This is a genomic window from Campylobacter sp. CS_NA3, from assembly GCF_027797495.1.
Classification (GTDB): domain Bacteria; phylum Campylobacterota; class Campylobacteria; order Campylobacterales; family Campylobacteraceae; genus Campylobacter_B.
The window spans coordinates 581,278-603,315 of sequence record NZ_CP115609.1 but is presented as its reverse complement, the minus strand read 5'-3'; the positions used below and the strand labels follow the sequence as shown (position 1 = coordinate 603,315).

General features: G+C 35.2%; 23 protein-coding genes and 2 tRNA genes. 15 read left to right on the top strand and 10 right to left on the bottom strand.

What is annotated here, in order from left to right; genetic code table 11:
- Positions 1 to 15: 15 nt before the first annotated feature.
- The gene (locus PF026_RS03115) at positions 16 to 660 is read right to left on the bottom strand and encodes a ferritin family protein (protein WP_270870482.1); all 645 of its coding nucleotides are present in this window, start codon (positions 658 to 660) and stop codon (positions 16 to 18) included.
- Positions 661 to 878: 218 nt separating this feature from the next.
- On the opposite strand from PF026_RS03115, the gene PF026_RS03110 reads away from it, so the two are divergent.
- From PF026_RS03110 to PF026_RS03100, 3 genes are all read left to right on the top strand, one after another.
- Positions 879 to 1,655: a MetQ/NlpA family ABC transporter substrate-binding protein gene (locus tag PF026_RS03110; RefSeq protein WP_270870483.1), complete on the top strand. Its 777-nt coding sequence runs from the start codon at positions 879 to 881 to the stop codon at positions 1,653 to 1,655.
- Between the two features lie 151 nt (positions 1,656 to 1,806).
- Positions 1,807 to 2,682, top strand: a complete 876-nt coding sequence (locus tag PF026_RS03105; RefSeq protein WP_270870484.1) for a peptidylprolyl isomerase — start codon at positions 1,807 to 1,809, stop codon at positions 2,680 to 2,682.
- Between the two features lie 74 nt (positions 2,683 to 2,756).
- On the top strand, positions 2,757 to 3,356 hold the full coding sequence (locus tag PF026_RS03100) for a DedA family protein (RefSeq protein ID WP_270870485.1): 600 nt from the start codon (positions 2,757 to 2,759) through the stop codon (positions 3,354 to 3,356).
- A gap of 12 nt (positions 3,357 to 3,368) precedes the next feature.
- Here PF026_RS03100 and murG read toward each other — a convergent pair whose 3' ends face one another.
- The 5 genes from murG to PF026_RS03075 all read right to left on the bottom strand — a co-directional run bounded on the left by murG (position 3,369) and on the right by PF026_RS03075 (position 8,094).
- Complete coding sequence (gene murG, locus PF026_RS03095; protein WP_270870486.1) at positions 3,369 to 4,382, bottom strand: undecaprenyldiphospho-muramoylpentapeptide beta-N-acetylglucosaminyltransferase; 1,014 nt, start codon at positions 4,380 to 4,382, stop codon at positions 3,369 to 3,371.
- Positions 4,383 to 4,392: 10 nt separating this feature from the next.
- Entirely contained in the window at positions 4,393 to 5,562 is a 1,170-nt protein-coding gene (locus PF026_RS03090) for an FtsW/RodA/SpoVE family cell cycle protein (RefSeq protein WP_270864291.1), read from the bottom strand.
- A 126-nt stretch (positions 5,563 to 5,688) separates the two neighbouring features.
- Positions 5,689 to 6,414, bottom strand: coding sequence for an arginyltransferase (locus PF026_RS03085; RefSeq protein ID WP_270864290.1), 726 nt, complete (start codon positions 6,412 to 6,414; stop codon positions 5,689 to 5,691).
- Positions 6,414 to 6,650, bottom strand: coding sequence for a hypothetical protein (locus tag PF026_RS03080; protein ID WP_270864289.1), 237 nt, complete (start codon positions 6,648 to 6,650; stop codon positions 6,414 to 6,416). Before PF026_RS03080 ends, PF026_RS03085 begins: the two co-directional genes overlap by 1 nt.
- Before the next feature lies 1 nt (position 6,651).
- Entirely contained in the window at positions 6,652 to 8,094 is a 1,443-nt protein-coding gene (locus PF026_RS03075) for an acetyl-CoA carboxylase subunit A (protein WP_270864288.1), read from the bottom strand.
- A 169-nt stretch (positions 8,095 to 8,263) separates the two neighbouring features.
- Between PF026_RS03075 and PF026_RS03070 the strand changes: the two genes are divergently transcribed.
- The 4 genes from PF026_RS03070 (at position 8,264) to PF026_RS03055 (ending at position 9,777) form a co-directional block, all read left to right on the top strand.
- A tRNA-Arg gene (locus PF026_RS03070) sits at positions 8,264 to 8,340 on the top strand.
- Positions 8,341 to 8,368: 28 nt separating this feature from the next.
- Positions 8,369 to 9,106, top strand: coding sequence for a peroxide stress protein YaaA (gene yaaA / locus PF026_RS03065; protein WP_270864287.1), 738 nt, complete (start codon positions 8,369 to 8,371; stop codon positions 9,104 to 9,106).
- A gap of 166 nt (positions 9,107 to 9,272) precedes the next feature.
- A complete protein-coding gene (locus PF026_RS03060) occupies positions 9,273 to 9,563 on the top strand; it encodes an HU family DNA-binding protein (protein WP_270861176.1) in 291 nt (96 codons plus the stop codon).
- A gap of 127 nt (positions 9,564 to 9,690) precedes the next feature.
- A tRNA-Leu gene (locus tag PF026_RS03055) sits at positions 9,691 to 9,777 on the top strand.
- 107 nt (positions 9,778 to 9,884) lie between these two features.
- Here the strand turns inward: PF026_RS03055 and PF026_RS03050 are convergent.
- From PF026_RS03050 to PF026_RS03035, 4 genes are all read right to left on the bottom strand, one after another.
- Positions 9,885 to 10,196, bottom strand: a complete 312-nt coding sequence (locus tag PF026_RS03050; protein ID WP_270864286.1) for a hypothetical protein — start codon at positions 10,194 to 10,196, stop codon at positions 9,885 to 9,887.
- 82 nt (positions 10,197 to 10,278) lie between these two features.
- The gene (locus PF026_RS03045) at positions 10,279 to 11,742 is read right to left on the bottom strand and encodes a TolC family protein (RefSeq protein ID WP_270864285.1); all 1,464 of its coding nucleotides are present in this window, start codon (positions 11,740 to 11,742) and stop codon (positions 10,279 to 10,281) included.
- A 3-nt stretch (positions 11,743 to 11,745) separates the two neighbouring features.
- Positions 11,746 to 13,674 (bottom strand): MacB family efflux pump subunit, encoded by a 1,929-nt coding sequence (locus tag PF026_RS03040; protein WP_270864284.1) that lies wholly within the window; start codon positions 13,672 to 13,674, stop codon positions 11,746 to 11,748.
- Positions 13,675 to 13,676: 2 nt separating this feature from the next.
- A complete protein-coding gene (locus PF026_RS03035) occupies positions 13,677 to 14,870 on the bottom strand; it encodes an efflux RND transporter periplasmic adaptor subunit (RefSeq protein ID WP_270864283.1) in 1,194 nt (397 codons plus the stop codon).
- 204 nt (positions 14,871 to 15,074) lie between these two features.
- On the opposite strand from PF026_RS03035, the gene glmU reads away from it, so the two are divergent.
- From glmU to truA, 8 genes are all read left to right on the top strand, one after another.
- A complete protein-coding gene (gene glmU / locus PF026_RS03030) occupies positions 15,075 to 16,370 on the top strand; it encodes a bifunctional UDP-N-acetylglucosamine diphosphorylase/glucosamine-1-phosphate N-acetyltransferase GlmU (protein WP_270864282.1) in 1,296 nt (431 codons plus the stop codon).
- Complete coding sequence (coaBC, locus tag PF026_RS03025) at positions 16,370 to 17,548, top strand: bifunctional phosphopantothenoylcysteine decarboxylase/phosphopantothenate--cysteine ligase CoaBC (RefSeq protein WP_270864281.1); 1,179 nt, start codon at positions 16,370 to 16,372, stop codon at positions 17,546 to 17,548. The genes glmU and coaBC overlap by 1 nt, the downstream gene beginning before the upstream one ends.
- Positions 17,549 to 18,226 (top strand): polyprenyl diphosphate synthase, encoded by a 678-nt coding sequence (gene uppS / locus PF026_RS03020; RefSeq protein ID WP_270864280.1) that lies wholly within the window; start codon positions 17,549 to 17,551, stop codon positions 18,224 to 18,226. It begins immediately after the preceding gene.
- Positions 18,226 to 18,348, top strand: coding sequence for a hypothetical protein (locus PF026_RS03015; protein ID WP_270864279.1), 123 nt, complete (start codon positions 18,226 to 18,228; stop codon positions 18,346 to 18,348). The genes uppS and PF026_RS03015 overlap by 1 nt, the downstream gene beginning before the upstream one ends.
- Complete coding sequence (locus tag PF026_RS03010) at positions 18,302 to 19,384, top strand: acyltransferase (RefSeq protein WP_306558759.1); 1,083 nt, start codon at positions 18,302 to 18,304, stop codon at positions 19,382 to 19,384. The genes PF026_RS03015 and PF026_RS03010 overlap by 47 nt, the downstream gene beginning before the upstream one ends.
- 134 nt (positions 19,385 to 19,518) lie before the next feature.
- Positions 19,519 to 20,280 carry a prepilin peptidase gene (locus PF026_RS03005; RefSeq protein ID WP_270864278.1) on the top strand — a complete coding sequence of 254 codons (762 nt, stop codon included), beginning with the start codon at positions 19,519 to 19,521 and terminating at the stop codon, positions 20,278 to 20,280.
- Positions 20,280 to 21,311 (top strand): LptF/LptG family permease, encoded by a 1,032-nt coding sequence (locus PF026_RS03000; protein ID WP_270864277.1) that lies wholly within the window; start codon positions 20,280 to 20,282, stop codon positions 21,309 to 21,311. Before PF026_RS03005 ends, PF026_RS03000 begins: the two co-directional genes overlap by 1 nt.
- Positions 21,295 to 22,032, top strand: a complete 738-nt coding sequence (truA, locus tag PF026_RS02995) for a tRNA pseudouridine(38-40) synthase TruA (protein WP_373567000.1) — start codon at positions 21,295 to 21,297, stop codon at positions 22,030 to 22,032. Before PF026_RS03000 ends, truA begins: the two co-directional genes overlap by 17 nt.
- Positions 22,033 to 22,038: the final 6 nt, after the last annotated feature.

Here is a 22,038-nt window from a genome sequence, read left to right as displayed (position 1 = left end):
ACGAAATTTTCTAAATCAAACTAATCTTTGTTTTTTGAAATACTCTTTTGGAGCTTTGCATAAAGGACAGGCACCCGGAGCCTTTTTGCCACGATGCACATGGCCGCAAACTTCGCAAACCCAAACTTCTTCATCAAAACTTTCGAAAAATCCCTCTTCAAGCAAGATTTTTTGAAGTTCGTTGTATTCGCGTTCGTGTTCGACTTCGACCTTGCCGATAGCGTTAAATAGCCTTGCGATCTCTTTTTTGCCTTCTTCTGTGGCGATTTGAGCAAACGCAGGATACATGCTTTCATGCTCGTATCGCTCTCCTGCTGCTGCGTCGATTAGGTTTTTATCCATTTTATCTAGCGGAATCCCAGCTGCTGCGTGGTGAGCTTTTAGCTCGGCTCTTGCGTGCCATTTTTCATTTTCGGCTGCTTCGTAAAAATGCCTTGCGATAGCGTGAAAACCTGCTTCTTTGGCTAAATCGCCGTAAAGGTCGTATTTGTTTCTAGCTTGTGATTCGCCGGCAAACGCTTTCATCAAATTTACTTGCGTTAAATCTTCTGTGATACATTTCATCGGCTCACCACAGCACAAAAGTGTGCCACCGCCTACTTTTTGCACTTCGACTTCACAGCCGCATTTGTCGCATTTGTATGTTTCATATTGTCTCATACTCTCTCCTTTATCAAAAATTTGGAATTTATGATAACTCAAAGCTATTTAAATTGTGCTTAGAAATATTTTATATATAAAAATAGTAAAATAATATATTTTTATAAATCCATATTTTAGGGATTTTTATGAAATATTATAAAAAATATTATAAAAAGACTTGACATTTACTTTTGCTTTTTGTATAATAACGAAATTTTTTAAATAAAGGATAAAAAATGAGAAAATTAATTCTAACAGCATTGCTTGGTGCAAGCCTTGTAAGTTCGGCTTTGGCTGAAAGTTTAGTTGTCGGTGCTACTCCGATTCCACACGCTGAAATTTTAGAGGTTGTAAAAGACGATCTAAAAGCAAAGGGATTTGAGCTTGAAATCAAAGTTTTCAACGACTATGTTACGCCAAATAAAGCCACAGATAGTGGTGATTTGGACGCAAACTACTTCCAACACGAGCCGTATTTAGACGAATTTAACGCAAATAACGGCACAAAAGTAGTTAAAACTATCGGCGTTCATTTAGAGCCAATGGGAGTTTATAGCAAAAAAATCAAAGCTATTAACGAACTAAGCGACGGCGCAAAAGTCGCAGTGCCAAATGACCCGACAAACGAAAGCAGAGCTTTGGATTTGCTAGTTAGCGCAGGACTTATTGAAGTAGATACAAGCGTAGCACTTCGCACTCCAATCGACATAACAAAAAATCCAAAAAATTTGCAAATTATCGAGCTTGAAAGCCCTGCGCTCCCTAGAACGCTTGATGATGTCGAAATCGCAGTTATCAACTCAAACTTCGCATTTAATGCTGATTTAAATCCTGTTAAAGATTCTTTGGTGTTAGAAAGCGCAGAAGGTAACCCTTACACAAATATCGTTGCAGTTAAAGAAGGTAACGAAAACGCTCCAAAAATCAAAGCTTTAAATGAAGCTTTACAAAGCCAAAAAGTAAAAGATTTCATCGCCGAACAATACAAAGGCGCAGTTATCTCTGCTTTTTAAATTTAAAATCCAAATTTGCCCGTAAAATTCGGGCAAATTTATCAAATTTTCATACAAAATTTAACAAAAAATCCAAATTTTCGCTTCGCATTGCATTATCATTTAAACTATTTTTCTATAATAGCGTGAATTTTTTATTTAAGGAATAACAATGAAAAAATTTCTTTTCACAACTCTTAGTTTGGCTGTTGCAATGAGCCTTAATGCCGCAGTTTTAGCAACCGCAGGCGATATAAGTGTAAGCGATGAAGATATAGCTCCGCTTGTAGAAGCACAAAGTATGCACGCAATGGGCGCAGAACCCGGCAAAATCACAGATGAAGACAAAAAAAATATAGTTGATAGCTATATTAAATATAAATTATTGATGAAAGAAGCAAAAGCAAGCGGTATCGAAGATAGCGCTGAATTTAAAAAACAAATCGAACTAGCAAAAGAAGGCATTATCTTTAATATGTGGCAAGAAAATGAATTCAAAAAAGTTAGCGTAAGCGATGAAGAAGCCAAAAAATATTATGACGAAAACGGCGATATTTTCACAAATCCGGAAGAAGTAAGCGTTAGCCATATTTTGGTTGAAGATGAAAAAGTCGCAAAAGAGTTAATCGCAAGTTTAGTAAAAGCTAAAAAAGAGAGCTTAAAAGATGAATTTAAAAAACTTGCAACAGAAAAATCAATCGATCCAAGTGCCAAAGAAAACGGCGGAGATTTAGGCTCTGTTCGCAAAGGTATCTTTGTGCAAGAATTTGAAGATGCTGCATTTGCTCTAAAAGACGGCGAAATCTCAAAAGAGCCTGTAAAAACGCAATTTGGCTACCATGTAATCTATAAACAAGGAAGCAAAAAAGCCGAAAAAATGCCTTTTGACGGACTTAAAGAGCGCATTAAAGAAGGTTTAAAAGGTCAAAAATTCAAAGAAACATTGGATAAAAAAGCCGATGATTTATTTGAAAAAGCAAAAGTTGAATACAAAATGCCTTTACCTGCGCCAAAGGCTGATGAAAAAGCAGCTCCTGCTAAAAAATAATTTTTAAAATCTTGCGAATTTAATGCTATTTTTGTGTTAAATTCGCCTTTTTAAATTCACAAAAAAGGTCAAATTTGCTCTCACAAATTATCGAATTTATCGTTTCAACCGTCAGCTCATGGGGATATATCGGAATTTTTTGCATGATGTTTTTAGAAAGTAGCTTTTTCCCGTTTCCTAGCGAAGTAGCGATGATTCCGGCTGGTTATTTAGCCAGTAAAGGCGAAATGAATTTATCGGCGGCATTTTTATGTGGAGTGGGCGGAAGTCTAGCAGGAGCGATATTTAACTACTATTTATGCTATTTTTTCGGTCGAAATTTAGTAGAAAAATACGGCAAATTTATTGGCATAACGGATGAAAAATTTGCTAAATTTGAAGATTTTTTTAATCGCCACGGCGAGATTTCGACATTTAACTGCCGTTTGATTCCAGGAATTCGCCAGTATATAAGCCTGCCGGCAGGTTTAGCAAAAATGAATATTTTTAGATTTTCTATTTTTACCGGCTTGGGTGCTGGAATTTGGGTAGCGATTTTACTCGCTCTTGGCTATTTTATCGGCGAAAATGAAAATTTGATAAAAGAAAAACTGCATTTAATCACGATTTTATTGTTTATCTTTATCGTCCTAAGTTCGGCGATTTATCTGTTTTTTGTCAAGAGAAGAAAATAAATCCTTTTCAACTTAATCTTTCAAAACATCGTCGATTATGGTTTTTGCTCCGTTTTTATCGATAGTATGGCGTAAATTTTCGCTTACTTGTTTTACGGCGTAATTTTGGATTAAATTTAGAATTTTTTCTTCATCTGCTTCGTTTTGGCGAACGATAGCACACAAACCTTGCTCTTGCAAAAATTTAGCGTTATAAAACTGATGATCTCCTGCTGCGTAAGGAAATGGTATAAATATCGCAGGAATCCCATTTGCACAAAGCTCCCAAAGTGTGCTAGCGCCACTTCTGCCTACGCATAGATCCGCCTTTGCGATAAGTTCGTGTAAATTTGTGCAAAAACCCACAAGCGTGATTTTATCGCTTAAATTTTGCTCTTTGTAAATTTGCGAAATTTTTTCAAATTCTTTTTCGCCACACTGATGAATCATCTCATATCCCAAATTTACTAACTTTGGTGCAAGTTCGGTAGCAAGTGAATTTATAAAACTAGCTCCTTGCGAACCGCCTAAAAATATAATCGTCTTCACACTTTCTCGCACCCTAGAAGTATCAAAAAAGATCGAATTTACAGGATAATCAAATTTTGGCTTTTCATACGAACTATAAAATTTTTTCGCAAAAGGTTTTAAAAGTTTATTTAGTTTTCCGGTAAGTGCGTTTTGTTCGTGGATAAAAAGCTCTTTTCTACCCAAAATCGCACCAAATGACGCAGGTGCCGAGCTGTAACCGCCTACACTTATAACCTTTGTAACGCCGTGAGTTTTAAAAATTTTAAGGCAGAAAAAAGCAAGTTTAAAAATATTTAAAAGGGAATTTAGCTTTGCAAGACCTTTTTTATTTACCACGCCGGAGCTTTGCAAAAAATATGCCTTTTCAAACAAATCGCTATTTTCAAACCACGCTCTATCTTGACCGTGAGTTGAACCAATGAAAATTGCTTTTATATCTCTTTTTTTAAGCTCAGCTCCCAAAGCTCTTGCTATACTTAAATGACCGCCTGTTCCGCCGCCTGTGATTGCTATCATATAAATTCCTTTAAAATTTCGCTCTTTTTGACGCCATTAAAACTAATCCAACGGCAAATGAAGCTGCTAGTAGATGACTTCCGCCATAGCTTAAAAACGGCACTGCAATGCCCTTTACTGGCGAAATCGAAGTAATGCCGTATGCATTCATAATAAATGAAAACAAAAACATAAATCCGATTCCTAAACAAAACAGATAATTTACCTTATTTTCGGATTTTGAAGCGATTTGAAAAATTCTAAATAAAACCGCATAAAACAAAAGCGTAATCAATAAAATTCCTACAAATCCGATTTCTTCGGCGATTCCTGCTAGGACAAAATCAGTATGAACTTCACTTAAAAATCCTAGTTTAAAGCTTCCAAACCCAAGTCCCCTACCAAGCATTTCTCCGTTATTTATGGCATTTAATGAGTGTCCTACTTGATACGGCGTAACGGCATCTTCTACCCGCAGTTTTGCGGCGGCTTCCGGACTTATAAAAGGCAGCGATAACGCAAAATCTTGTACTCCGCCCCACCATGATTTGACGCGTTCGATTCTATGAGCGCTAGTTATGATAAAAACCCATGCGGCAAAAATAATCCCAAGCGCACTAAGACCGATAAGCCTAAAACTAGTTCCGGCAAACATAGACATTAGTAGCAGCACCAAAGAAAGCACGACGACTTGTCCTAAATCGTTTTGATAAACGCCGATTAAAATCACAATAATACCAAAAAGCACCAAATACGGGAAAAGTATGGCAATTTCTGTGGCGATAGATTTTTTAGAATAATCAAGTTTTCTATTAAAACTCCATGCTAGAAAATATATAAATCCGACTTTGAAAAACTCAACTGGCGCGATAGAAAAACCGGGCAATCGTATCCAACGAGCCGCGCCATTTACTTCCGTTACCATCGACGGGGGCAAAAAATTCATAAAAAACATAGTAAAAAACATAAGTAAAAAAAGACTTATGCCGATTGGAGTTAGGAATTTATTAGGATTAAGTCTTGAAATCGACCACATAAGAAGAATGCAAAACATACCGACACAAAACTGCATAATAAAAAAGTGTAAGTGATTTGTATAGTTAAATAAAAGCACTGTATATGCGCTAAGAGATAGCGAAAAAACTACGCCAATAGCGATAAGTGCGCTTGTAAAATAAAAAAGCAATTTGTCGGTTTTCAACTTGCTAATCCCTTTTAAAAATTACGGATTTTACATAAATTTGGCTTTAAAACTTATAAATATTTACAAATTTCGAATTTGAAACAAAAAAGCTTAGACTATAAATTGTTAATTTTTTTCACACTATTATTTTAAAAACTCCCATTTTGCAGGAATTTCTACTTCGCAGTAATCCAAAAGTGTTTGATATGGTTTGTATTCGTCTTTGTAGTTTAAGCTCGGGCAATCTTTTACCAAAAAACCTAGATAAATCCAGCGCAAACCGGCATTTTTTGCAAATTCTATCTGCTTTAAAAGAGAAAATTTGCCTAGACTTAAATTTGCAAAATCAGGGTCCCAGTAACAATAAATAGCGCTCAACCCGTCATCGACAACATCGATCAAATCGACGCAAATAAGCCGCCCGTTTTCATCATAATATGAAAGCTCTTTGCCAAATTCGCCAAAACCTTCAACATAAATTTCATAATACCTTTGCGGATCTATATTATGCTCTCGCCACCCTTTTTTTGCCGTCATAAAATCATGATATTTATTAAAAAGCTCGATATGTTCGTCATCTAAAATCGGACGAGAATATAAAATTTTTGTTTTTTCATTTTTGCGATAAATTCGCCGATAAGACTTGCTAAATTTAAAGTTAAATGTATCGATTCGAACACTTTTGCACTCATCACAGCTAAAACAAACAGGCTTTTGAAAATATCTGCCAAATCGTCTAAATCCGTGTTTAACTAAATTTGAATTGTGTGCAAAATCGCAATTTATAATGTAGTGATATTCGGTTCTACTAGCCCTGTCCGAAAGATACGGACAGGGGCTATCAAGTGTCGAAAAAGGTATAATTTTCATTAAATTTTCTTAACACCTGCGTGTTTGATAAATTCTTTAAATTCATCTTTTAGGCGATTTTCTCGCCCATTTACGCTCTCATTTGAAAAATCCGCTTCCAAATCATCTTTGAAAATATCTTTAAATTCGTCGCGATTTGGATTTGGTTTTTTTGGCTTTGGCTTTGGCGCGACCGAAGCTTTTTGCTCTTTTAACATATCTTTTTTTATGTCTTTTAAGCTATCTAAAAAATCCATTTTATTCGCCTTGCATTTCCAAATCTTTTAAAGCAGCCGCAGTAGCCGCGATAACTTCGTTGTTGCGTTTTGGCTCCATAGGGTCGTCTGTGCTATCTAAAATACTTTGCATGTGTGTCTCAACAAAGCTTGTATCATAAAATCCGCGTCTAAATTCCCTGCTTTGGCTAATAGCAAGTAAAAACGGAATAATCGTTCTAACGCCTTCTATTTTAAACTCTTTTAACGCCCTTTCAAGCTTATTTACAACCAAATCATAATCAGTCGCTTTTATCATCAGTTTTGCTACAAGCGAATCAAAAAACGGCGGAATTTTGTAATCTTTATAAATATGACTATCAACACGCACAGAAGGTCCCAAAGCAGGATAATATCCTGTTATAGTGCCAGGTGCTGGAACAAAACCTTTCCAAACATTTTCAGCGGTAATTCTCGCTTCGATAGCAAAACCGCGTGGTTTAATGTCGCTTTGTTCAAGCTCCAAAATCTCGCCGTTTGCGATACGAATTTGGCGAACAACCAAATCCACGCCTGTGATTTCTTCTGTGATGCCGTGCTCGACTTGAATTCTTGTATTCATTTCCATAAAATAGAAATTATTATAATCATCAAGCAAAAACTCAACCGTTCCGACATTTGTATAATCCACAGCTTTTGCCGCTGAAACTGCAACTACGCCCATAATTTTTCGTAAATTTTCGCTGATTGACGGGCAAGGTGCGATTTCGATTATTTTTTGGTGTCTTCTTTGGATAGAACAGTCTCTTTCGCAAAGGTGAATAATGTTTCCATAGTTATCGCCCATAATTTGAAATTCGATATGGCGTGGATTTACGACTAGTTTTTCCATAAAAACTTCATCGTTATTAAAAAACGCTTTTGCCTCCCTTTTGCAAGATTCATAGGCACTTTCTAAATCTTCTTCTTTCCAAACTTCGCGGATTCCACGACCGCCACCGCCGCCACTAGCCTTTAAAATAACAGGATAACCGATTTTTTGCGCATAATCTTTAATAGTATCGATTGTTTCGTTGTTTAATTTCTCAGTCCCCGGAACAACAGGAATTCCGTTTTTACGCATTAGATAACGAGCAATATTTTTATTTCCCATTTTGCGAATAACATCTGGTTTTGGACCGATGAAAATCAAATTTGCTTCTTCAACGGCTTTTGCAAATTCGTAGTTTTCGCTCAAAAACCCATATCCAGGGTGGATAGCATCGGCTCCACACGCTTTTGCTACTTCGATGATTTTTTGAGCGTCTAAATAGCCTTTTAACGGCTCCTCGCCTACTTCGTAAGCTTCACTAGCAATTTTTGTATGCAAACAATCCGCATCAGGTTTTGTATAAATTGCCACACTTTTTAAGTGTAAGTCCCTACACGCCCTGATAATCCTAACTGCGATTTCACCGCGATTTGCGATAAGAATTTTGTGTATCATAAATGACCTTTTGAAAAAAAAATTTTTATATACTATTATATTTTCGGTTATGAAAAGTTTAAATTTTAAAAGAAAAATTATCTTATTTTTTATATGAATTTATAAATTTGGATAGTTTTTGCTAAATTTAAGGTGGCTTTTTGTATAATTTTTGTTTCTTTTATATCGTGCGCTCGTAGCTCAGCTGGATAGAGCATTTGATTGCGGTTCAAAAGGTCAGGGATTCGAATTCCTTCGGGCGCACCATTTTCCCCATATTTCAAAGGCAAATCAAATGAAAATCCTATTTTCTCCAAGCGAATTAAAAACCGGGATTGCAAGTGAAAAATTTATAAAAAAAGAAAATTTTATTTTTCCAAATTTATATGAAAAAAGGTTACAAATCGTAACACTTTATAATGATTTTATTTTAAACGGCGACGAGAAGGCACTTTGCAAACTCTTTGGCACAAAAAAAGAGAAAGATTTGCTATATTATAGGAAAGATATTTTTAAAAGCGGTTGCGTAAAAGCCATTTTACGATACGCAGGAACGGCATATAAAGCACTACAATACAGAAATTTAGACACAAATTCGCAAAAATTTATAGATGAAAGCGTTTTGATTTTTTCAAATCTATTTGGCGTAGTATCGGCAAAAGATGAGATACCGGATTATAAACTTAAACAGGGCGAGAGCTTTTTAAATTTGGAAATTCCTGAGTTTTACCTTGAAAATTTTAGCACTCAAATCGATAAATTTGTAGAAAATGATGATATTTTAGACCTGCGTGCGGGATTTTACGAAAAATTTTACATACCAAAAAAAGAGTATTCGGCAATGAAATTTATAAAAAACGGAAAAGTTCTAAGCCATTTTGCAAAACAACTGCGTGGCGAAGTGCTAAAAGAGATTGCAATCCACAAACTTGACACAAATAAAAAGATTTTAGCGCATAATTTTACAAATTTGCAACTAAAAGATATAAAAAAGATAAAAAATCAAATTCTTATAACATACGATATACTTTAAATTTATAAAATTTTAAGTTTTGAAAATGGCTTAAAATGGCAAATTTATAGCAAAATTTGAATATTTTTGCCTATTTTGGCTATTTTTTGTTAAAAAAGTATTGTTTTTTTTAAAAAAGTGTTGTAAAATGGACGGAGTTAAACACTTTATTTTTAAAGGATTTTTTATGAAAAAAGCTGATTTTATTCAACTAGTTGCTGAAAAAGCGGGTCTTTCTAAAAAAGATTCTCTTAAAGCTGTGGATTCTGCATTGGCAGTAGTTTCTGAATTGCTTGTAAAAGGTGATTCAATTAGCTTTATTGGTTTTGGTTCTTTCAATGTTGCTGAAAGAGCTGCAAGAGAAGGTAAAGTTCCTGGAACTAACAAAACTTACAAATCACCAGCTACAAAAGTTGTTAAATTCAAAGTTGGAAAACAACTAAAAGAAGCTGTTGCAAAAGCTAAAAAGAAAAAATAATTTCTAGCATTTTGAAAAATGTTTCATAGTCCCACTTCGTGTGGGACTTTTTTATTTTATTTTAAATTTTTTTATATATAATTTGGTTCTTGTTTTTTGAATTTACATTTGTAAATTTATCAAAACTGCCCGGGTGGTGAAATTGGTAGACGCACCAGACTCAAAATCTGGCGGGGGCAACTCCGTGCCGGTTCGATTCCGGCTCCGGGCACCATTTATTGTATTTATGCATTAGAAATTTTTAAAATCGTTGCTATATAAATGATTTCCTTTGTAGCGCTAAAAAAAGATAGTTTTTATATTTTAAATTGCCAATAAATTTTATCCAAGTGCTGAAAAAAGAGCACAAATTGCTTCTACAATAAGCCAAAATCCCAATAATAAAGCCTTTACAAAATACAATGCAAACTCTTTTATAACTAATTTTGAGCTAAAATTTTGCTCTTTATATGTGCCTTTGTAAAATTGCCACAAAGCTAGGCAAAATTTAAATACAAAGCCAAAATTCAAAAATCCTAAAATAATAACACAAAAAGTTATACCAAAATAACGGCTAAAAATCAAAATAAAGCAAATATCAAAAACAAGAAGAATTAGAAACATCAGACCTTGAAATTTCAAAAAATTTCGCATTATACGCCTTAATTCAAATTGCTAAAATATGACTTGGCAAACAATATATGCTTGCCAAACATTATTTTCTTACATGCATATTCTATTTTGCGCTAAATTTCCCTGCCATTGCTTTATAGATTGCGATTTCGGTGTTTAGGATATTGTAACGCTGCGAAAGCATATCTATCATTGAATTTACGCGACTTGTTTGGGCATTTATAAAATCTCTAAATTCGATAGCCCCTGCGTCGTATTTGGTGCGATAAATTTCAGCAATTTGCGCTTGTGATTTATAGGTTTTTTCGGCATTTTTAAGCGTTTTTAGCTCCAAGCCGTAAAGTTCGTATAAATTTCTCACTTCGTTTGCTGCGTTTGAAAGCGTTTTTTCATACGCAGTGCGAGATTTTTCAAATGCAAGTTCAGAAATTTTTAGCCTTTGTTTTAGTCTTGGATAGTCCAAAAACGGCAAACTTACACTAAGCGTGCCGTTAAAAAGCTTTAAGTCAAAAGCGTCATTTACTTCTGCGCCGCTTCCACTAAGTCCAGCCCCAAGCGTGATTGACGGGAAAAAATTTAGCTTTGAAACTTTATAATTATAAAAGCCTGAGTTTAAATTTGCTAAGGCAGTTCGCACATCGGGACGATTTGAAAGAGCTAAAAACGGCACTTCTAAATCTACGCCTAAAAATTTAACACTATTTATTGAATTTAGATTTCTTTCAAATTCTAAAATTTGCAAATATCTATCACCAGCCACGCTGTAAGGTGATTTTGTCGAATTTAAAGCAGTTTGCGAATTTGGCACCAAAACCTTACTATCGCTTCTATCTAAATTTGCTTCCACACTCGCAGGGATTACCAAATTTCTGAGCAAAAGCCTGTTATTTTCAATTTGCCTTTTTAAATTTAGCACCCTATTTTCTAGGCTTAAAATATTCATTTGCATTTGTTCGACATCGATAAATTCGCCCCTGCCGTAGTCATATTTGGCTTGAACTATATCTTTTAACTCGGCATAATTTTTCAAATTATGCTGCGTAAATTTAAGTGCGTCATTTAAGTAAAGCATTTGAAAATAGGCTCCAACAACCGAATTTATAATGCTTATCCTTAAATCTTCATAAGTGTATTCGCTAGAAATCGCACTCCACTGGCTAGAATTCACACTAGCGCGAATTTTGCCGTAAATATCAAGCTCATAACTAGCACTTAGCCCACCGCGATAAGATTTGCTAAAATCGTCGCCGTGAGCGACATTTCTACTAGCACTAGCTCCCAAACTTCCGCTTATTGTCGGAAATAAATCAGCTTCACTTAAACCTAAATTTGCATACGCCGTGGCGATATTTAGGGCTGCTGTTTTTAAATCGTAATTATTTTGCAAAGCCAAATCTACAAGTTCATTTAAATATGGCTGATTGTATTTTTTATACCACTGCGTATCGATGATATAACTTTCATTTTCATCATAATAATTGTCAATCGGCTCGTATTTTAAGTCGCCCTTAACGCTACAACCTATAAAAAAAATCGCCAAAATTCCCAAAAATATAAATTTTTTCATTTTTTACTCCTGTGCTAGTGCGTCGATAGGATTTAATTTACTTGCATTTCTGGCAGGTAAATAGCCAAAAATAATGCCGATAGCTGATGAAACGACAAAGGCTATGATAAAAGGTGCGGTTGTAAATTTCATAGTAAAATCGCTACTAATGCTGTTAAATCCATACCCTAACGCAAGTGCAAACAAAATGCCGATAAATCCGCCAAGAGAGCAAAGCAAAATGGCTTCGATTAGAAATTGCTGTAAGATATTTGATTCTTTTGCACCGATTGCCATAGCTATGCCGATTTCCTTTGTGCGTTCAGTAACGCTAACAAGCATTATATTCATAACCCCTATTCCGCCGACGATGAGCGAAATTACGGCGATTGATGAGATGAGAATTTTCATAGTTCCTGTTGTGCTTTCGACGGTTTGTTTGATAGTATCTGAATTTCGTGTGTGAAAATCCCTTGTGCCGTGTCTTTGCATTAAAAGTTGCGTAATACTCTCTTCTGCCATTTGCGGATCAACATCGTCTTTTACTTTTACGGTGATTGAATTTATCCTGCGATTGCCTGAAATTTTATTTATCAAAGTCGAATACGGCACATAAATTCGCAAACTCTCGCTTACACCAAAAGCATTTTTTTCATCAGCCGCAACGCCGATAATGCGAAGCGGTTTTCCTGCAAATGTAATAGTTTTGCTAAGCGGATTTTCATTTTTAAAAAACTGCTTTTTCGTATTTTGATCTATCACGACCACAGAAGCAGAGCTTTCTATATCTTCTGCGCTAAAATTTCGTCCGCTTTCTATTTCTATTCCGCTAACAGAAAGCGAGTGTTCGCCACCGCCCCTAACTTCGGTTCGAGAGTTAAAATTTGCATAAGTTAGCGTTCCACTCGAATTTACATTTGGCGTCGAATAATCAATATACGGCTGTCTTGCCAAAGCATTTGAATCAGAAATGGTTAGAGTACTAACAAACCCTGCTCGCATATCTCCAAAACTTCTTCCTGCTTGAACGGTGATTGTATTTGTTCCGATAGACTTAATCGAAGCTAAAATTTTCTCTTGTGAGCCATTGCCTAAGGCGACAACGCAGATAACAGAAGCTATACCGATAATAATACCAAGCATAGTTAGCATTGAGCGAAGTTTATGCGAAAATATCGCACTCACAGACATTTTAAAGCTCTCTAAAAATTGATCCTTGTAGGCAAATAAAGCATTTTTTTCACCTACTTTTTCTTTTTTCAGTTCGTAAATGTTTTCTGATTTTTTTCTGTCGCTTAGAATTTCGCCGTCTTTGATTTCGATTATGCGATCTGCGTATTCAGCGATATTTTTATCATGTGTTACGATTATGATTGTATGACCTTGTTTATGCAAATCACACAAAATTTGCATAACGGTTTCGCCGCTTTTGCTATCAAGCGCTCCGGTTGGCTCATCTGCTAGTATGATTTCTCCGCCGTTCATAAGGGCGCGCGCGATACTAACTCTTTGTTGCTGACCGCCGCTTAATTTATTTGGGTAACTAGCCGTTTTATCGCCAAGCTCTAAACCACCCAAAAGCTCTTTTGCTCTTTTATTTCGTTCATCGGCACCCATACCTGCATAAATCGCAGGAAGAGCGACATTTTCGGCTGCACTCATAGTTGCGATTAGATTATAGCGTTGAAAAACAAAACCGAATTTTTTGCTTCGTAAATTTGCTAAATCATCACTACTAAATTTAGCCACATCTTTTCCGCCAATGAAATAACTACCGCTACTTGGTGTATCAAGACAACCGATTATATTCATAAGTGTCGATTTACCAGAACCCGACTGCCCGATGATAGAAATAAATTCGCCTTTTTTTATATGCAAATTTATATCTTTTAGGACATGGACTTTATTCTCACCGAGTGTGAAAATTTTATTTATATTTTCTAGCTTTATCATTTTTAAAATCTCATCGGCGGTGTTCCACTCCTGGCACCCCGTCCGTCACTTGCGAATTTAGCTCCGCCTATATCACCACTTAAAACGATAATATCATCATCATTTAAACCTTCCAAAATTTCGGTATTCGAATCGTCACTAGCACCGGTTTTAACATAAATTTTTTCGGTTTTTGCACCTTTTAATACATAAACAAAATCGCCCTGTTTGTCTCTTTTTAATGCAGAGGTCGGCAGATATGAAGTATTTTCTTTTTCTATTGTGATGATTGAATTTTCTGTTGTCATACCGATTTTTAGGAAATCATCGTCATTTTCAACCAAAACTTTTACATAAAAATATTTAGCGCTGTTGCTCGAACTTGCCGAATTTGAATTTCCATAACTTCCGTCACTTAGCGTAGTAAGACCCGGATCAATAGTAGAAATTACCGAGTGTTTTACATTTTTTAAATCCGAAAGGATTGTATATTCGACCTTCATGCCTTTTTTTATTTTTGAAATATCGCCCTCAGCAACTTCCATTTTAATCTCCATTTTTGTTAAATCAGCAATCTTTACGATTGTCGGAGTGCTTTGATTTGCATTTATCGTTTTTCCCTCTTCAACAGGAACTGAAACTATCGTGCCGTCGATTGGAGCTGTTATTTTAGTATAGCCAAGATCGGTTTCTGCGGTATTTAAGGCAAGCTTAGTTTGCTCGATTTGCGCTTTAATTTGCTTTAAATTTGCTTCTTGCAAAGCGGCTGTATTTTTAGCATTTTCAACCGCCTCAAGAGAAGTTGCTTTTTTATTATACAAATTTAACTCACGATTGTATTTAACTTTGGCGTTTTTGGCAGAAATCTCAGTTGCAGCCAAATTTGCTTCATGTATCAAAAGTTGCGCTCTTTGTCTTGAAATCTCATTTTCTTGTTTTACAGAATCAATTTCGGCTATCATATCGCCTTTTTTGACGACATCGCCTACTCCGACATAAAGTTTTTTAATCTGACCGCTGACTTGTGCGCCGACATCGACCAAATCCCTAGCATAAACTTCGCCGTTAGCACTGACTATGCTTCGTATGTCGCCTTTTTGAAGCTGTGTTGTAATAACCTTTGGAGTCTCAACTTTAACAAAAAATTTAGAATAAACAAAGTATCCAAATAACGCTAAAATAGCTAAAACAATGATAAATTTAACCTTTTTATTCATCTTTTACTCTTTAATAAAAAAATTTACGATAATTTTAAAATAAAAAACTGAAATTTATGTTAAGTTTAGCTGTTTTAAATTCAAATTTAATAAATTTTGAAAATTTATAAGAAATTTGCCGATTTTTAGCACTTTTTCTTGCTAATTTTATATAAATTTATACCTTTTTTTGGTAAAATAGTGAGATTTATTTTAGGAATTTATATGAGTAATTTAGAAGTAATAATTTTAGCTGCGGGTTTTGGAACTCGTATGAAATCAAGCAAATCAAAGGTTTTATTTAAACTTTGTGGCAGGGAAATGATTTGCCATATTTTGCAAAAATCGTATGAAATTACGGATAATGTTAGCGTTATTTTATCTCATCAATTTGACGAAATCAAAGAGATAATCTTGAAAAATTTTCCAAAAACTAAAATTTATAAACAAGATATTGAGAATTTTCCCGGCACCGCAGGAGCGTTAAGAGATGTCGAATTTAACGCAAAAAAAACCTTAATCGTATGTGGCGATATGCCCTTAATTAAAACGGCTGAACTTTTAAGACTTTCTGGCGGGGAAGCTGATATAAATTTAAGCGTTTTTGAAGCGAAAAATCCGTTTGGTTATGGTCGTGTTATCATAAAAAATGGCGAAATCCAAAAAATCGTCGAACAAAAAGACGCAAACGAGAGCGAAAAAGCAGTAAATTCGGTAAATGCGGGTTGCTACTGCTTCAAAACCGAAGTTTTAAAGCAAATTTTACCTATGATTAAAAATGAAAATTCGCAAAAAGAGTTTTATCTAACCGATACGATTGAGATTGCCAAAAATATGGGCTTAAAGTGCAACGCCGTAATGGTCGATGAGCAAAATTTTATGGGGATAAACGATAAATTTGCACTTTCTATCGCAGAAAATATCATGCAAAATGAAATCAAAGAAAATTTGATGAAGCAAGGTGTTTTAATGCGACTTCCGCATACGATTTATATCGATTGTAATGCTAAATTTATCGGCGAGTGCGAGTTGCAAGAAAATGTTAGCATTATAGGAAATTGCGTTATCGAAAATAGCATTATAAAAAGTAGTAGCGTTATCGAAAATAGCGTTATAAAAAATTCAGACATTGGTCCTATGGCTCATATCCGCCCTGATTGCGAGATTTTGGGTACCCATATCGGAAATTTTGTAGAACTAAAAAAAGCAAAAGTAAATAACATAAAAGCGGGACATTTAAGCTATTTGGGCGATTGCGAAATCGATAGCGGTACAAATATTGGCTGCGGCACGATTACTTGTAACTATGACGGCAAGAAAAAATATAAAACTATCATTGGTAAAAATGTATTTATCGGTTCAGATACCCAACTCGTCGCGCCTGTAAAAATCGAAGATGATGTTTTAATCGCAGCAGGAACGACCGTAACGAGTGATGTGCCAAAGGGAAGTTTGGCGATTTCAAGAACAAAACAAGAAAATAAAAAAGAGTTTTTTTATAAATTTTTTAGGAGTGAATAATGGCAAAAAAGAAGGTTTTACTGGCAGTTTGCGGAAGTATTAGTTTTTATAAATCTTTTGAAATTCTTTCAAGGCTAAAAAAAGAAAATTTCGATGTTTATGTTATGCTTAGCGAAGGGGCTTTGAAATTTGTTAATTACAAAGCTTACGAGGCACTTTGCGATCACCCCGTACTTTGTTCTCAAACGGAAGATTGGCAAGAGGGCGTAAATCATATAGAATATGCCAAAGTTGATTTGGTATTAATCGCTCCTGCTAGTGTAAATACTATAAATAAGCTTGCTTGGGGCGTTTGTGATAATGTCTTTATGCAAACCCTAATCGCGACAAAAGCGCAACTCGTCATCGCACCTGCCGCAAACACAAAAATGCTTGAAAATCCTATCACAAAAAATTGTATTGAGATTTTACAAAATAAAACAAATGCAATTTTTATAGATCCTGTTGAAAAAACTTTGGCGTGTGGCGAATTTGGAAAAGGTGCATTGCCTGAGCCAAAGATGATTGTTAGTGAAATTAAACGAGCTATTTATGAAGATAAATTTTATAAAAATAAACTTGTCGTCATCACAGGCGGACCTACAATCGAAAAAATCGACAATGTGCGCGGTATAACAAATTTTTCAAGCGGAAAATTAGCAAAAGCCTTGGCTGATGCGTTTTATTATTTAGGTGCGGAAGTTATTTTAATTTCTAGTATCGAATACGACGAACTCCCATACAAACTTGTTAAATTTGAAAGCTCGATTGGTTTAAAAAGTGCGTTAGAAAGCACCAAATTTAGAGAAAATTCATATTTGGTTATGGCAGCAGCCGTAAGTGATTATATTCCAAAGGTTCGCTATAAAGAAAAAATGAAAAAAGAAGAAATCGGCGAAATTTGGAATTTAAGGCTTGGTTTAAATGACGATATTATCAGCAGTTTTAGAGCTATGGGAGTTAAAAAAATAGGCTTTAAGCTTGAAACTGACAAAGAAAGCGCATTAAACGGCGCTAAAAAAATGCTAAACGAAAAAGGGCTTGATGCGGTTTGTTTAAATGTCTTAGACGATGTGGTTAAATTTGGCGGCGATGTTACTCGCATAACCTATATAACCAAAACAGGCGAAACCGAAATCAAAACTGCAACTAAAAATGAAGTAGCATTTCAAATCGCAAAACTTACAAAAAGCCTGTAAATGAATGATTTAAATCATCTTGCTATCATAATGGACGGCAACGGGCGTTGGGCGAAAGCTCACGCGCTCGTTCGCACCAAAGGGCATGAAAAAGGCGCTTTGGTAGTCGAGCAAATTTGCGAATTTTGCATAAAAGAAAAAATCCCAAATCTCACGCTTTATGCTTTTAGTACCGAAAACTGGAAGCGCCCAAAAAGCGAAGTTGATTTTTTGATGAAACTTTTGGCTAAATTTTTGGTTGATAAAAAAGAGAGTTTTTTAAAAAACGGCATAAATTTCAAAGCAGTCGGCGATATAGCGAAATTTAGCGATGATTTAAAAGAAAAGATTGAAAATACACAAAATTTTACGCAAAATTGTGCAAATTTAAATCTAAATTTGGCGATAAATTACGGCGCGCGTGATGAAATCGTGCGAACTTGCCAAAAAATTTTAGCAAATAATGGCGAAATTTGCGAAAGTGAAATTTCAGCGCATTTGGATACTGCGCGCAGTGGTGATGTGGATTTGCTAATCCGAACAGGTGGTGAAAAACGCATTTCAAACTTCTTACTTTGGCAGGTAAGTTACGCTGAACTTGCGTTTAGCGATACTTTGTGGCCTGAATTTTCTAACGAAGAATTATCGCAAATCATCAGCGAATTTAAAAACAAAAATCGCAGATTTGGGGGACTATAATGCCACAAAATGAGAAAAACGCACAAAATTTGCAAGATTTAAAAATTTCTACCACTTCGCAAACTCACAGCATTTCTGACACACACACACACACACATACCACAAAGGGTTTTTTATCCTGATTTTTTAAGAGTTTTTGCGATTTTTGCGGTTATATTTTTACATGTAGTTGCACATAAATGGTATGCTTTTAAGCCAGATACTTTCCAATGGCAGGTTTTTAATTTTTACGACGGATTAGTTCGTTGGTGTGTGCCTGTTTTTGTCATGGTTAGCGGTATGTTTTTGCTTGATTTCAAGCGATATGGTGAAAGCGTGAGAGAAAATTTTAACAGAATTTTAAAGAAAAATATTTTTAGACTATCCGTTACACTCATAGTTTGGAGTATTTTTTATATATATTTCGATATGTTTTTAAGTGGCAAATATAACACAGACCCAACCAAATTAACCGACTTTTTATTTAAAAGCACAAAATATCACCTTTGGTTTTTATATATGATAATCGGACTTTATTTTTTGGCTCCATTTTTGCAAGTTTTGGTGCGAAATTTAAGCAAAAAAGATTTTGAACTTTTGCTCATTGTTTTAGCGATTTTTTGTTGTGGTTATGATTTTATCAATGTATTTTTGAAATTTTTTCTAAATAAAACTCTATATTTTCGTTCAAATGTCCCTGAATTCAGTGGTTATTTGATATATTTTTTAGCCGGATTTTACTTTGCAAATTTTGAAATTTCTAAAAGAACTAGAACTATTTTTTACATTTTTGCCATTATCGGACTAATTTTTGCCACCTATGTAAATTCAGAATTTGCCCTGCACCACGAAAAGAAAAAGGATTTTTTCTATGCTTATAAGCTTTTAAACACTATGTTTGTAAGTTTCGGCGTTTTTATTTTCTTTAAAAATTTATTTGCAAAATTCCAAAATAACGGCAAATTTGCAAAGCTTATAACAAAACTTTCGGCATTAAGTTTTGGAATTTACCTTATTCATGTTGCGATTTTAGATTTTATAGTTAAAAAAATGCAAATTACGACAATAAGCGCAAATCCTATAATAATGGTTCCGTTTTTAAGCTTGGCAGTTTTTGTGATTTCTGCACTTTTAGCGTTTATACTCTCAAAAATTCCGATTTTACGAAAAGTGGTCTGAAAAATTTTAAGCCTAAATTTGCATTAAATTTGCAAATTTAAAACCAAATTTGCCCAAAATTTAGCCAAATCATTGTAAAATAATATTTTGCAAATTTAAGAATTTGCGAATTTACTAAATTTAGGATTTTAAAAATGCAATTAGACACACTTTACGGCGTAGTTTTTTTTATTTTAGGGCTTTGTATCGGCTCATTTAGCAATGTTTTGATTTATCGTTTGCCACGCGAAGAAAGCATAAATTTCCCCGCTTCGCACTGCACGAGTTGCAACACGCCTTTGAAATTTTATCACAATATTCCGCTCTTTTCTTGGATATTTTTACGCGGAAAATGCGCATTTTGCAAAGAAAAAATCAGCTTTCAATATCCGCTTGTCGAGCTTTTGGGTGGTTTGCTTATGTGGATTGCATATTATTTTGAACCAAATTTAATCAAAGCCGCGATTTTAGGGCTTTGTTTTATCGTGCTTTTAGCTCTTTCGGCGATCGACCTTAAATACAAAGCAGTTCCTGATTCGCTTCTTTATGCGAGTTTAGTTTTTGCCGTTATTTACTCGCTTTTATTCGAATTTAGCTTTGACGGCATTATCGCAGGTGCGATTTTTGCGTTTGCGTTTTGGCTACTTGGAAAAATCGTTTGGAAAATCAAAGGACAACAAGCCTTAGGCGAAGCAGATATTTACATAGTCGCCGTTATGGGGGCGATTTTAGGGCTTTCGCAAGGCTCACTAGCCATACTAATCGGTGCATTGCTTACAATTCCAGCCTTTGCCGTTGCAAATCAAAAAAACTATGAGCTTCCGTTTGTGCCGTTTTTAGCTTTGGGGCTACTTATAACCTATATGTTTGGCGAAAAAATCGTTACATTTTTAAAAGATGTGGGAATTTTGATCTAATGGATAGAACGAGAAAGTATCTGTTTTCGAATTTTGTAAGTTCGTTTGCGTCGCTTTTTAGCACACTTTTTATCATAATGTCAATTGTGTTTTTTTTGCAAATCGCACGCATTACATCGTTTATTGAGATAAATTTGAGCGAGCTTATAAAACTTTATTTGTTTATGCTTCCTAGAATTCTTATTTTTACCGTGCCGATTGCCTTTTTCGTTGCCCTTACTATGGCACTTTTTCGCCTTTCAAAGGAAAATGAAACTATCGTCATTTTTACCATCGGCTACGAAACACGCAAAATCGCTTCGTTCTTCTTTTTTGTCGCGTTTATAATATCTGCTTTTTTGCTTTTTATATCGCTTGTGATGATGCCGATGGCGGAGAATTTAAAAGAGAATTTTATTGATTATAAAAAAGCAAGGGCAACGCTAAATATCAAATCTAGCGAATTTGGGCAGAAATTCGGCGACTGGCTCGTTTTTATCGAAAATGAAGCAAACGAAAACGGTCGCACGATTTACAAAAATTTAGTTATGTATAATCCGGGCAAAAAAAATGAAAACGAGCAGATGATTATCGCTGAAAATGGCGAATTTAAGCATATCAAAGCAAATTTTTTGGTTGAGCTGAGCGACGGCAAAGCTTACACTATGCGAGATGATAATTGGCATATAACAGAATTTGAAAGCCTAATTATCCGCACTTTGGCGAACTCTCGTGTCCGCGAAGTCGGTGCTTTTGTGGAGTATTGGAAAGATATGAAAAACAGCCAAAAACGCAAAAAAGATTTTAGCATTTATGTGCTAGTTTCGCTATTTCCGATTGCCAGTGTGTTTTTTGCGTTAAGCTTTGGGATTGTAACCTATCGCTACGAAAAAGGCTTTGTGTATGGCGGAATTTTTGGCGTTTTGTTTGTATATTTTGCACTCATTATGATACTAGCTAAGATACCGCAAGTTGCAGTGCCTGTAACATTTTTTATAAGCTTGATTGCTTCATATATTTATTATAAGGTTAAAATTGCCTCTCGTTACTAAAAATTCGCTAAATTTAGGCGAAAATTTGCTAAAAATCACATACTCTTACAACGGCGCAAAATTTTGTGGTTCGCAAAGCCAACCAAACGGACTAAGCGTAGAAAATGCCCTAAAAGACGCCCTTGGGCATGTTGGGCTTTTTGGCTCACTAACCACAAGTTCTCGCACCGATAAAGGCGTTCATGCGCTTTCTCAGGTTAGCACCACGCCCTGCCCCGATTTTTGGGATTTACGCCGTTTAAAAGAGCTTATAAATCGCCACGCTACTCCTTACATTTATGTAAAAAAACTTGAATTTGTTGATGAGAATTTTCACCCAAGATTTTCTGCTAAGGCCCGTTCGTATAGGTATATACTAAATCACGGCGAATTTGATCCGTTTTTGGCTGATTTTTGTCATTTTTATCCGAATTTGGATATAAATTTGCTAAATTCGGTTTTATCAAATTTTATAGGCGAACACGATTTTAGCGTGTTTATGAAAGCAGGAAGCGATATAAAATCTCCCGTGCGTGAAATTTACAAAGCCTATGCTTTTAGACATAAAAATCTCACAATCATTAAATTTACAGCAAACGGCTTTTTGCGAAGTCAGGTTCGCTTAATGGTGGCAAATGCCCTAAAATCGCTTAATTCGGGGCAAAAAATAAATTTCAAAAAAGCTCTCACGCGCATACCTGCGCCGCCAAACGGGCTGTATTTAGAGCGAATATTTTATTAAAATTCA

Bases quoted from the DNA above. Each gene is read 5' to 3' on its own strand.
- PF026_RS03075 (WP_270864288.1), bottom strand. From the start codon at position 8,094: ATGATACACAAAATTCTTATCGCAAATCGCGGTGAAATCGCAGTTAGG.
- PF026_RS03050 (WP_270864286.1), bottom strand. From the start codon at position 10,196: ATGCGAAATTTTTTGAAATTTCAAGGTCTGATGTTTCTAATTCTTCTT.
- PF026_RS03000 (WP_270864277.1), top strand. From the start codon at position 20,280: ATGGATAGAACGAGAAAGTATCTGTTTTCGAATTTTGTAAGTTCGTTT.
- yaaA (WP_270864287.1), top strand. From the start codon at position 8,369: ATGAAAATCCTATTTTCTCCAAGCGAATTAAAAACCGGGATTGCAAGT.
- PF026_RS03110 (WP_270870483.1), top strand. From the start codon at position 879: ATGAGAAAATTAATTCTAACAGCATTGCTTGGTGCAAGCCTTGTAAGT.
- PF026_RS03085 (WP_270864290.1), bottom strand. From the start codon at position 6,414: ATGAAAATTATACCTTTTTCGACACTTGATAGCCCCTGTCCGTATCTT.
- PF026_RS03115 (WP_270870482.1), bottom strand. From the start codon at position 660: ATGAGACAATATGAAACATACAAATGCGACAAATGCGGCTGTGAAGTC.
- PF026_RS03045 (WP_270864285.1), bottom strand. From the start codon at position 11,742: ATGAAAAAATTTATATTTTTGGGAATTTTGGCGATTTTTTTTATAGGT.
- coaBC (WP_270864281.1), top strand. From the start codon at position 16,370: ATGGCAAAAAAGAAGGTTTTACTGGCAGTTTGCGGAAGTATTAGTTTT.
- uppS (WP_270864280.1), top strand. From the start codon at position 17,549: ATGAATGATTTAAATCATCTTGCTATCATAATGGACGGCAACGGGCGT.
- PF026_RS03040 (WP_270864284.1), bottom strand. From the start codon at position 13,674: ATGATAAAGCTAGAAAATATAAATAAAATTTTCACACTCGGTGAGAAT.
- murG (WP_270870486.1), bottom strand. From the start codon at position 4,382: ATGATAGCAATCACAGGCGGCGGAACAGGCGGTCATTTAAGTATAGCA.
- PF026_RS03035 (WP_270864283.1), bottom strand. From the start codon at position 14,870: ATGAATAAAAAGGTTAAATTTATCATTGTTTTAGCTATTTTAGCGTTA.
- PF026_RS03015 (WP_270864279.1), top strand. From the start codon at position 18,226: ATGCCACAAAATGAGAAAAACGCACAAAATTTGCAAGATTTAAAAATT.
- PF026_RS03080 (WP_270864289.1), bottom strand. From the start codon at position 6,650: ATGGATTTTTTAGATAGCTTAAAAGACATAAAAAAAGATATGTTAAAA.
- glmU (WP_270864282.1), top strand. From the start codon at position 15,075: ATGAGTAATTTAGAAGTAATAATTTTAGCTGCGGGTTTTGGAACTCGT.
- PF026_RS03060 (WP_270861176.1), top strand. From the start codon at position 9,273: ATGAAAAAAGCTGATTTTATTCAACTAGTTGCTGAAAAAGCGGGTCTT.
- PF026_RS03105 (WP_270870484.1), top strand. From the start codon at position 1,807: ATGAAAAAATTTCTTTTCACAACTCTTAGTTTGGCTGTTGCAATGAGC.
- PF026_RS03005 (WP_270864278.1), top strand. From the start codon at position 19,519: ATGCAATTAGACACACTTTACGGCGTAGTTTTTTTTATTTTAGGGCTT.